This is a genomic window from Acinetobacter sp. RF14B (assembly GCF_006864105.1).
Classification (GTDB): Bacteria; Pseudomonadota; Gammaproteobacteria; order Pseudomonadales; family Moraxellaceae; genus Acinetobacter; species Acinetobacter lwoffii_C.
This window is the reverse complement of the sequence record NZ_SMTB01000032.1, coordinates 16,465-27,881: the sequence shown is the minus strand read 5'-3', so window position 1 is coordinate 27,881 and position 11,417 is coordinate 16,465. Positions and strand designations below refer to the sequence as shown.

The window sequence follows — 11,417 nt, the reverse complement described above, 5'->3', positions numbered from 1 at the left end:
GACTTCAGTGGTAAACCATCCTGCAAGCAAGGCGATAAAGCCGGACGGTCCCATAATCAGCGCAAATCGATGCAGGCTACGAGACTCATAAAAGCGTCCTCGTTGACGCGCCCAGGCACCCCATACAGCCAGTAAAAGCATCAATATGCCCAGCCCCACCATAATCCGGAAGCTCCAGAATACAATCAGTGAATTCGGCCGGTCTTCAGGCGCAAAATCTTTCAGGCCGGTTACTTTTCCATCCATCGAATGCGTCAAAATCAGACTGCCCACATTTGGAATCCCGATCGCATATTTGGTTTTTTCGGCTTGCATGTCCGGTATACCGAACAGGTAAAGTGGCATTCCACCATCATGATTGGTTTCCCAATGCCCTTCCATGGCAGCCAGTTTGGCTGGCTGATGTTTGAGGGTATTCAGACCGTGTAGATCTCCAATGAACACCTGTAAAGGCGAAAGCACCAGAATCAGCCACATTGCCATGGAAAATGACGTTTTTACCAGAGCATCACGCCGCCCTTTGATCAGATGCCAAGCTGCCGTACCCGCGACCAGCAAGGCCGAGACTAAAAAGGCAGCAATGGCCATATGGGCCAGCCGATAAGGAAAGGATGGATTAAATACGATAGCGAGCCAGTCCTGTGGCACAATAATGCCATTTTCAATCGCAAAGCCTTGTGGAGTCTGCATCCAGCTGTTTGAAGATAAAATCCAGAACATCGAGATACAGGTACCGACGGCCACCATCAGGGTCGAGAAAAAGTGAGCACGCGGCCCCACTCGCCCCCAGCCAAACAACATGATGCCCAAGAAACCAGCTTCCAAAAAGAAGGCTGTAAGCACTTCATAAGCCAGTAAAGGACCGGTTACACTGCCCGCGATCCGGGAAAATTCACTCCAGTTGGTACCGAACTGATAGCTCATGACCACGCCGGAAACGACGCCCATGCCAAAGGCAACCGCAAAGATTTTGACCCAGAATTTAAACAGGTCCTGATAAATCGGGTTTCGGGTTCTTAGCCAGCGCCATTCCAATATGGCTAAGAAACTGGCTAACCCAATAGAAATGGCAGGAAAAATGATGTGAAAGGACACAGTAAAGGCAAACTGTATCCGCGCTAATTCTAATGCAGTTAGACCCAAGCTCATAAGTTTCACCTATGAATAAGTTATTAGGGTTGGTTGACAGTTCATATATGTCTGCGACGTAAAGAATATATTTCGCAAAATTTTTAGCTGATATAAGACAGGCAATTTAGTCACTCTCAATGAATGACTCATAACGAGATAGAAGCAAAAAAATATACTCGTCCTGAAAGGCAGTAGCTCAAACCAGCTCAGATTTTGTTATGAAACCGGGCAATAGTTTTGCTCTTCCCTTTGTTTCATACCTCATCTGCTCAAGGTGAGCTTACAGCGCAATCCATTTATGAAATCTCAACAAACCTTAAGTCGATATCCCTTAATTTTTAAGACACTAAGCTTTTAATTCTATTTAGCTTAGACCTAAGCCCTGCTTAAATATGTAGCAATTTGTCGATCATTCTTTACACAGCTTAACATTTAGCTAAATCTGTTCAGCTCAGTAAAAACGCTCGGCAGCTTTTTATTTCCCCAATCTTGTATCTATAAAAAAATAAGCGTACATTGAACAAAAATTAGTTAGCCAGGTTAACTATATGCAGCCTACTATGCTCCGGTTTCGTGCTCTGCTTTTACGCTGTGCACGGCTCATGAGTGATGAAATCAATATCATATTGCTGTCATCACAACTTAATTATTCTTTGTGGCAGGTGCTCTATGTGATTCAGTCACAGCAGCAATGTACGCTGGCCGACATTTCCAGCTATCTGAATGTATCTAAGCCCTGTATTACCAAACGGATTCAGTATCTGGTCGAATTAGACCTTATTTCTCAGCTTGAAACCCCAGACCGACGTCAGAAGCTTTTTACTTTAACCCCCAAAGGTCTTGAGACTTTTGCAGTCTGTTCCACACAGATCGATGCTTTTGAAGATCAGCTTCTGGCTCAAATTCCAGATAAAGAAATCGCTGCCAGCCGACATGTTTTATTGGAATTGATGCAGCGATTGCAGCCTACTTCGTCTCAAGGAGATGCCAATGAGCCAAGATAAAGCTCCTCTTTGGACTTCCAATTTCATCCTGATCAGTTTGGTGAATTTTCAACTGGTACTGGTTTTCTATTTGTTGGTGATTGTGATTGTCGGCTACTCTGTGGCCGAATTGGGCGCCAGTACAGCGCAAGCCGGTCTGGTTTCCGGCCTGTTTATTGTCGGGACCTTATTGGGCCGTATTATTATTGGAAAATTACTGAACCGTCTGGGTCTCAAACTTACCCTTCTATCAGGTTTAACAGGTTTTTTGATCTTTTCCGGACTTTATATGATTCCGGTTCAGCTGGAACTTCTGTTGGGGATTCGCCTGATCCATGGCTTTATGATGGGGGTGGCATCAACTGTGCTGGGTACGGTGATTGCCCAGACTATTCCGGTAACACGGCGCGGTGAAGGAATTGGCTACTTCAGTATGAGCAATACGGTCGGCACCGCAATTGGTCCCTTTATGGGCATCTGGTTGATGTCACATTTTGATTATCAGATGATTTTTTTGGTGAGCAGTGTCATCGCACTGAGCAGCCTTATCTGTAGCGTATTTATCCAGCCGCCCCCTATTAAATCAAGGACATCAATTCAAGCGACTTCACAGGCTTCCAGTAAACTGGCGCAATATATTGAGCCGAAAGCCCTACCAATTGCAGTCATTGTCCTGTTGTTAACGACGTGTTATTCAGGCGTTTTGTCTTTTATCCATTTCTATGCCCAAGACATTGATCTGGTCGAAACAGCCTCTTTCTTCTTTCTGATGTATGCCATTGCCATTTTGCTATCGCGCCCTTTTACTGGTCCACTAATGGATCGTAAAGGTGAAAATATCATTATTTATCCTGCGATTATTCTTATGGCATTGGGTATTTTTTTGCTTAGTCAGGCCCAAAACTCAGTCATGTTACTAACAAGCGCTGCGCTGCTTGGTTTTGGTTTCGGCAATATCCTGTCGGTCTGTCAGACGATTGCTGTAAAAAGTACCACTTTGCAGCGTATGGGTCTGGCGACTTCGACCTTCTTTATTGCTTTGGATGCGGGTCTAGGTTTTGGACCTTATTTCCTGGGAATGCTGCTGGATCAGATCGGCTATCGTCAGTTATATCTCGTCTTGGCCTTAGTCAGTATCAGCGGGTTAATCTGGTATTATCTGTTGCATGGCAGAACTGCTGCCAAACTCCAAACCTCAAGTGAATAACGTTTTAAAAGCGCTGGCTAAACCGGCGCCGATATTCTAAAGGAGTTAGTCCTGTTTTTCTATGAAACAAACGCCGGAATGAGCTGGGATCTTGATAGCCCACATGCTGCATAACAAGATCGACGGCCTGATCAGTTTCTTCTAGCCGTTTGCGTGCTGCTTCAATACGGATGGCTTGCAAATATTGGTTTGGCGGTACATCTAACGCCTGCTTAAAGCGCCGGATCAGGGTTCTAGTAGTGACATTAAACTGGCCCGCCAGCTCATGCAGAACAAAATTCCGATCAAAGTTCTGCTGCAGCCAATCCTGTACCTTTTGTACCAGTTCGTCTTGATGCGGCTTGCCAATTTTCAATAAAGAATAAGACAACTGACTATCACGCTGATAATCAATGACAAAAGACTTGGCAGATTGCATGGCAACTTCAAAGCCATGAAAACGCTCGATCAAATGCAGTCCCAGATCAAACCAGGCCAAACCTCCACCCGCACAATAAATATGTTGATCGCGGCTAATCATCAAATCAGCATTCAGTTTGACCTGCGGATAGCGTAAGCGAAACATATCCTGAAAGCCCCAATGTGTTGTGGCGACACGATCGTCTAAAATTCCAGCCTCTGCAAGAAAGAAATTCCCGGTACAATTTCCAGCAATGAGAATTGCCTGCGTATGAGCGGTTTTAAGAAACTCGATCAGGCTCCGATTCTGCTCCAGTACTTCCAGAATCGGAGCAGCAATTGTGGGCACAACCAGAATATCCGCGTTCTTAATTTCGTGATAGGCACAATGGGCCTGCAATTCCAGACCATTAATGCAGCGGACAGCTTGCCCATCTGGACTGGCAACCTTAACTGTAAACCGACGTTGCACATGCTGCTGCTGAATCCGGTTCCAGCTCACACCGGCCATAGCGAATAAATCGGCCACTCCAGTAATTGCTGAAGCCAAAGCGCCATCAAAACCTAAAATTACTATCTGTTGCATCTTTGCTTTTTGTCGCTTTTCACCCGCTTCATGTCATTATTGACAATCCTCTTAAATAAAAGCAACTGCTAGTCTAAAAATCTATCTCAAAGATGTTTTTTCAGGACCGAACCATGACTCAACTAATCAATGATAAAGATCTTAATTTCCTGCTTTATGATGTATTTAAACTGGACGCGCTAACCGAACTGGAGCGCTATCAGGATCATGATAAAAACACCTTTGATAGTATCCTGGATACAGCCAAAGGCATCGCAACTGATTATTTTGCGCCGCACAATGCCAAGGCCGATCAGCATGAGCCCAGCTTTGACGGTACAAAGGTAGAAACCATTGCTGAAGTCAAAGTAGCCTGGCAACAGTTTGCCAATGCCGGACTGCTCTGTGCCCCACATGATTATGTAGATGGCGGTATGCAATTACCGGTTCTGGTGAATATGGCGTGTAATGCCTATTTTATGTCAGCGAACCCTTCAACTGTGGCCTATTCTTTTCTGACTGCTGCCGCAGCCAATCTGATTCAGGCCTTTGCCTCGGCAGAACAAAAACAGCTGTTTTTACCACCTATGTTGAGTGGCCGCTTTGCAGGCACCATGGCAATGACTGAACCCAATGTCGGTTCTTCTCTAGGAGATCTGACCACGAGAGCTACTCCTCAAGCAGATGGCAGCTATCGCATTAAAGGTCAAAAAATGTTTATTTCTGGCGGCGATCAGGATATTACTGAAAATATAGTACATCTTGTTTTGGCCCGTATTCAGGATGCTCCGCAAGGAGTGAAAGGTATTTCCCTGTTTATTGTGCCGAAATTCCAAACCAATAGTGATGGTTCACTCGGTGAATCCAATGATGTACAACTGACGGGTCTTCTGCACAAGATGGGTTATCGTGGAACCACGTCAACTATTTTGAATTTTGGTGAAAATGACAATTGCTTAGGCTATTTAATCGGTGAGCCAGGACAGGGCTTAAAATACATGTTCAAGATGATGAATGAAGCACGTGTCGGCGTAGGCCTTGGCGCTGCCATGATTGGTTATCGCGGCTATCTGGAGTCGCTGGATTATGCCAAGAACCGTCCACAAGGCCGTCCGGTACATGAAAAAGGCACTGATATCAAACCCGTCAATATTATTGAGCATACAGATGTAAAACGTATGCTGCTGGCACAGAAGTCTTATGTAGAAGGCTCTCTGGCCCTTTGCCTTTTTGCAGCACGATTGATTGATGAGCATCAGGCTGCACAAAATGAAGACAGTGCTATCTTGCTAGATTTAATTACCCCTGTGGTCAAATCATTCCCGTCTGCTTATGGGGTTAAAGCCAATGATCTGGCAATCCAGGTTTTGGGGGGCGCTGGCTATACCCGCGAATATCCGGTGGAACAATGCTACCGGGATAATCGCCTGAATCCGATTCATGAAGGCACGTATGGGATTCAATCGCTGGATTTGCTCGGACGCAAACTCTGGCAGCACAATGGTAAGGGCCTGAGCTTGCTGATGCAGCGAATGCAGAAAACCCTGTCGGATATTCAGCATACAACATTGGTCGAATTGGCAGAACAATTTAAACAGCATCTAAATACGGTACAGGCCACTACACAGAAACTGGGTCAGGCCTTAATGCAGGGTCAGGTCAGTGAGTCCTTGGCGAATTCAGGTTTATATCTGGACATGATGGGCAAAACCATCACTGCCTGGCTCTGGCTAGAGATGGCTCATCAAGCTCAACACAAATTCGCCTCTTCCTCTCAGCAGGAAGATCAAGATTTTTTGGCTGGAAAAATGCAGGCGGCTCAATATTTTATTCGATGGAAATTACCTGAAATTGAACATCAGGCCAAGTTACTGATGAACTTTGATGACACCTGCCTGAAGATGCAGGCTGACTGGTTCTAAGATCTTTTGTATGTTTAATTAGCTGTTGAGCGCATATAAAATGGCTTTACTTTTAAAGTTTAAGTTCATGGATATACGATCCACTAAAACCTCTTCCGCACTGGTTGGAGGTTAGACTGCATGAAACTCGCTGTATTCTGTGATCTCAAATAAGAGCAGTATTTGACGGGTTTTAAGCTAAACAGCATAGCTTCACAAGATATCCGCCTTGTGAAGCTATGCTGCGCATATGAACCAAACCCAAATAATCAAAATAATTGCTGAAATTTAATGCAGAATGAAAAAATGCCAAATCAAAATCAGAACGTGTATCTCTAAACTTCTCATACAGAATAAAGCCAATTCAATTAGGCCATTGTCCTGTCTAACACACCAAATTTTTTAAAGATTTTAGCCCGTTTGGAAGGCAGAATATTAGCCTTGGTCAAATCCCCTTGATAATGCTGATACACGCGCTGATCCATCATTTTATACCATAAAGGTGGAATTAAAGCTGGGATCAGCATCGTGGCATAACCACCTGGCAATTCCGGTGCTTCATCAAAATGGCGTAGTGCCTGGAATGGCCGGCTTGGAAAAGCATGATGATCCGAATGGCGCTGTAACTGATATAAAAACAGGTTGGTCACAATATTGTTATTGTTCCAGCTATGTTCTGGCAATGTTCTTTCATAACTGCCATCGGCTTTTAGTCCGCGCTTCAGACCATAATGTTCAAGATAATTCACAATTTCGAACAGGCTGATGCCATAAAATGCCTGCGTCACAGTATAAGGAATAAGTTTCTTGCCATACGCCTTGAACATCAGGGCATGATAAGAGGCACTCATGGCCCAGCCATGAAACAGCTCGTTTTCCGTACTGAAGAACTTTAAACCTTTACGCTCCAAGCGTCTTTTTTCAATCTGAACTGCGGATTTCAGCCCCCCTATTACGGTGCGTGGCCAGAAACGATAAAAAGACTCACCCATTTTTGAAGAAGCCGGATCTTCCGGGGTCGCTACCCGCTTATGATGCCCATATGGATGTTCAATACGAAAATGGTTGTAGACCAACGGCATCAGACTGGCATGTGACCAGTAATGGTCTTTTTTATGAGGACGATGACTCAGCTCATGGGCTGTGTTCACCCCGATGCCGTTAATCGTACCCATCGACATACCAAGCAGGATCTGGTCCAGCAAAGACACTTCCGGACGAGTCACCACATAGCCTGCAAAGGCATTAGCTGCTATTTGTAAGGGAATAAACAGTTTCACAATACGGTCATAATAAGGATCTTTAACCAGTGCCTGAATCTGCACATCATCGGGATTATTGGCATCATCACCAATCAGGGCATCCAAGCTCGGAATAATTACATGCAGTAGTAAAGGTCCACCCAAGGCAAAAACTTTTTTAGTTGCCTTGGGGCCGAAATGATAACCAGCCAGAATTCCCATACCAATTACAGGTAAGCCGGGGCTGAGTAGCCAGCCAAAACGTTTCTTATCCAGTTGCCGCCCTTTGAGTGCGGGTGCATCCTGCTTGAACTGAACGGTTTGAATTTGTGCAGGGGCATTCATTGCAACCCTCCTTTTTTATGTTACTCTGCACATATAGTTCAATATTTCAGCATCGGCGAACAGTATTTAAAGTCCAGAAAAACTATGTCAGCGTCTTTGGCTCCATGGGCCAAATTTTGGCCCTCAATCACAAACACCAGATCATTTGAAATAAACTGACTAAAATAGTCACATCGAGTTAGGCATGGATGCTTTAAGTAAAATTTTTGATGATATTTATTTGGAGAAATCAGAATACCTTTATATTAAGGTCTTTCATCCAGGTGGCTTTACCTATCAGCATCAACCATCCATGCTGGCTTATGTACTGTTACACGGCCAGGCACAATTAAAATTCATGGACGGCAGTCTGCTTGAGCTGCAACAAGGCGATCTGGTGTTATTACCCGCGGGCACTGCACACCGCCTGTCTTGCCCGGACAGCACCGATTTCTCTGAATATCTTCCGATTAATCCGTTTTTTCCGACCCATTCGCAGCAATGTGTAGATCTCAATCCGGATCAATCGGCAGAACACAGTTTTATATTGGCCATTCGCTCAAGTATGGATATTCAGATGGCTAAACCTTTGCTCAGTGCCTTACCCAAGCATCTGCATATTCAGCATATTCTGGGTGATACGGCCCCGGAATGGCTACAAATCGGCCTACAGTTTCTGGCCCAAGAAACCCAGCAGCAGCGTCCGGGACGTGATAAAATTTTGGACCATCTGGTCAGTATCTTACTGATTGAATGTGTCCGTGATCATATTCTGAATCTGGAAGATGCTTCAAGCTGGCTGAATGCCCTTTCACATCCTGAACTGTCGAATGCACTGGCAGTTATTCATGGCAAACCGGAACTACCTTGGACCGTTGAAAGTCTGGCCGGACAATGTCACATGTCCAGATCCAAATTTGCCCAACTATTTACTCAGGTCGTGGGTGAACCGCCTCTGGCCTATCTGCAACAGCACCGTCTGCGCCTAGCTGCCCAATATTTAAGAAATAGCGGATTTAGCATCCAGCGAATTGCCTATCTGGTGGGCTATTCATCTGAGACGGCGTTTAGTCAAAGCTTTAAAAAACAGTTTGAACAAACGCCAACCCGCTATCGCTCCAATTGCCAGGGCACTAAAGTTCGATTATTGGACTAAGTCTAGTATTGCCTTAACAGGATCTTCACTATTACTGGATAGCAACTGCTTGTGCATAGTGATGTGCTGCATAACCTGAATCTGAGCCACTTCAATACTCATCAGCTTTTCAATTTCGGTCGCCAGCTTTTCTGGGGTTGCTTCAGACTGGATGAGTTCCTGAATGACTTTTTTGCCCGCAATAATATTTGGCAATGAGAAATAAGGAATTTTCACCAACAGTTTGGCAATTCGATAAGTCAGCCAATGCAGTTTATAGAAGGTCACCATTGGTCGATGCAATAGCATCGCCTCCAGCGTTGCGGTCCCGGAAGCCAAGGCAATAATATTCGAGGCATTCATCACTTGACGGCCAATCTTTGACTCGCGACCGCTATTTTCTATGAGTCGTACCCGCGCTGTTAAACTGGCCGGATATTGCACCAACAAACTTTCAATTTGCTGTTTGCGCGCCTCATTAATTGCAGGAACCAGGAAAATATAATCGAGATGTTTCTGGTGTAAAAGGTTGGCTGCATCCAGGACCAATGGCCCTAAACGCTCAATCTCTCCCCGACGGCTTCCTGGCAGCAAGGCGATGTATTTCAATGCCGGATCCAGCCCCAGTTCTGTCTGAGCTTCGGTCAGATCATTTTTTAGCGGCAACTGACCTGCCAGTGGATGGCCGACAAAGGCCGCTGGAATATCCCACTTTTTAAAGAACACTTTTTCAAAAGGAAATAAACACAAGACCAGATCAATACTGGCTTTGATTCCATGCACACGTCCCTGACGCCATGCCCACACCGAGGGGCTGACATATTGCACGGTTTTAATCGGTAACTGCTTCTGCTTCAGGCTTTTAGAAAGACGCAGGTTAAAATCAGGCGCATCAATACCAATAAAAATATCGACCGGATCTTTACTCCAAATGTCCACCAGACCATCACGGACGGCAAACAGCTTTTTAATATCTTTGAGAACTTCAACTATTCCCATGACTGACAGAATATCAATTGGATAATAGCTCTTAAAGCCTTCGGCCAACATTTGCGGCCCGCCAATCCCTTCAAATTCCACATCAATACCCTGCTCTCGAAAACTACGGATGAGCTTTGCACCAAGCGTATCTCCCGATACCTCTCCCACCACGATTCCGATTTTAAGTTTCCGTTTTTGCAAGTGTATTCCCTCAAATGTGTTAAATGTCAGCCCTACAGGATTCTAACATAATCCATAATTTAATCCTGAGTAAGCAATATCCAGCGAACCCCGCCGCCGAAATAAAAGAAAATGATGCGGTGAAAGTAATCTTAAGCAGTGAACTCCTTATCTAAAAGATCAAAGATAAAATGCTCAGGTATTAAAAAGTATTGAAGAAAACCGCCTAATCCTAAAACAGCATGTAGATTTGTTAAAACTGCATTGGTAAGATTGAACTAGTCACTTGAATATTAAGAATGAACCTTTAGTCAATAAAATCTTTATCTTTTTTTAGAATAAGTAAATCATCAATAAAGACAACAATTTAAGCTTAAAGACCATAAGATAAGCTCGTTTTTTATTTTGGCATACATGCATGTTTGGTCCAATTGAATTTATTCTGGCAGGCGTTCTGGTGGGTTTTTGTGTAGGCATTACTGGTGTAGGTGGTGGCTCGCTGATGACTCCAATCCTGATTGGCCTGTTCCGGATTGAGCCGCATATCGCCATTGGGACGGACCTGCTCTATGCTGCCATTTCCAAATTTTGCGGTTCTTTTGTTCATGCCAAAAAAATGAATATTGTGTGGCCAATCGTTATCTGGCTGGCTGTAGGCAGTATTCCGGCTTCTTTTGCCACGCATTGGGTACTGGATAATTACCTAAGCCAATCGGCTCACTACAAATTAGTACTGACAATGGTTTTGGGTTTCATGCTCACCCTGACCGGCACCTCGATTGTATTTCGTAGCCAGATTGAAGCTCTATTTAATACATACCGTAAACAGGCATTTCCAGATATGACCCAAGAACTGGAGCATGTCAAACTGCAAGCCAATGATAAACGTGTCTTGATCATGATTATGGGGATTATACTGGGCGTGTTTGTCACTCTTTCCTCGGTAGGTGCTGGCGCATTTGGAATTATGGCACTGGTCTTGATGTTTCCCAATTTACCCATGATCCGTATTATTGGTTCTGACGTGGTACATGCGGTATTACTGACTTTAGTCGCAGGCCTTGGCCATATGAGTTCAGGTAATGTAGACTTTTATCTGTTGGGATGGTTGCTTGTCGGTTCTATTCCGGCGATTGTGATCGGTACTTTACTCAGCTCACGTATGCCGGAAAAACTGATCCGCAAGATTCTGGGAATCACCCTGTTTGCTCTTGGTATCAATTTCATGCTTAATCCGGTGAAATCTAAACCTGTGCAACCTGTTGAATCCGCAGTGATACTTCAACCCGACAAAATACAGCCTGTTTAAACTAACTATCCGATTCATCAATTTTTTTTCAAAGAAATATTCATCTTTTTTATAACAAAGT

At 44.4% G+C, this 11,417-nt stretch carries 9 protein-coding genes; 5 read left to right on the top strand and 4 right to left on the bottom strand.

Going from position 1 to position 11,417, the window contains the following annotated elements; translation table 11 throughout:
- On the bottom strand, positions 1–1,149 hold a 1,149-nt coding region (locus E2K52_RS06775), incomplete at its 3' end, for a cytochrome ubiquinol oxidase subunit I (protein ID WP_151204397.1).
- Between the two features lie 530 nt (positions 1,150–1,679).
- Here E2K52_RS06775 and E2K52_RS06770 point away from each other — a divergent pair.
- Entirely contained in the window at positions 1,680–2,135 is a 456-nt protein-coding gene (locus E2K52_RS06770; RefSeq protein WP_151204396.1) for a MarR family winged helix-turn-helix transcriptional regulator, read from the top strand.
- Entirely contained in the window at positions 2,122–3,321 is a 1,200-nt protein-coding gene (locus E2K52_RS06765) for an MFS transporter (protein ID WP_151204395.1), read from the top strand. Before E2K52_RS06770 ends, E2K52_RS06765 begins: the two co-directional genes overlap by 14 nt.
- Before the next feature lie 4 nt (positions 3,322–3,325).
- Here E2K52_RS06765 and E2K52_RS06760 read toward each other — a convergent pair whose 3' ends face one another.
- Positions 3,326–4,306, bottom strand: a complete 981-nt coding sequence (locus E2K52_RS06760) for a GlxA family transcriptional regulator (RefSeq protein WP_151204394.1) — start codon at positions 4,304–4,306, stop codon at positions 3,326–3,328.
- A 113-nt stretch (positions 4,307–4,419) separates the two neighbouring features.
- Here E2K52_RS06760 and E2K52_RS06755 point away from each other — a divergent pair, with 113 nt between their 5' ends.
- Positions 4,420–6,207 (top strand): acyl-CoA dehydrogenase, encoded by a 1,788-nt coding sequence (locus tag E2K52_RS06755; RefSeq protein WP_151204393.1) that lies wholly within the window; start codon positions 4,420–4,422, stop codon positions 6,205–6,207.
- Positions 6,208–6,554: 347 nt separating this feature from the next.
- Here E2K52_RS06755 and E2K52_RS06750 read toward each other — a convergent pair whose 3' ends face one another.
- Positions 6,555–7,772: an alkane 1-monooxygenase gene (locus E2K52_RS06750; RefSeq protein ID WP_151204392.1), complete on the bottom strand. Its 1,218-nt coding sequence runs from the start codon at positions 7,770–7,772 to the stop codon at positions 6,555–6,557.
- Positions 7,773–7,956: 184 nt separating this feature from the next.
- On the opposite strand from E2K52_RS06750, the gene E2K52_RS06745 reads away from it, so the two are divergent.
- Entirely contained in the window at positions 7,957–8,907 is a 951-nt protein-coding gene (locus E2K52_RS06745) for an AraC family transcriptional regulator (protein WP_151204391.1), read from the top strand.
- Here the strand turns inward: E2K52_RS06745 and lpxB are convergent.
- Positions 8,896–10,068, bottom strand: coding sequence for a lipid-A-disaccharide synthase (gene lpxB / locus E2K52_RS06740; RefSeq protein ID WP_151204390.1), 1,173 nt, complete (start codon positions 10,066–10,068; stop codon positions 8,896–8,898). The genes E2K52_RS06745 and lpxB overlap by 12 nt on opposite strands.
- A 397-nt stretch (positions 10,069–10,465) precedes the next feature.
- Between lpxB and E2K52_RS06735 the strand changes: the two genes are divergently transcribed.
- Positions 10,466–11,356 carry a sulfite exporter TauE/SafE family protein gene (locus E2K52_RS06735; protein WP_151204389.1) on the top strand — a complete coding sequence of 297 codons (891 nt, stop codon included), beginning with the start codon at positions 10,466–10,468 and terminating at the stop codon, positions 11,354–11,356.
- Positions 11,357–11,417 lie beyond the last annotated feature (61 nt).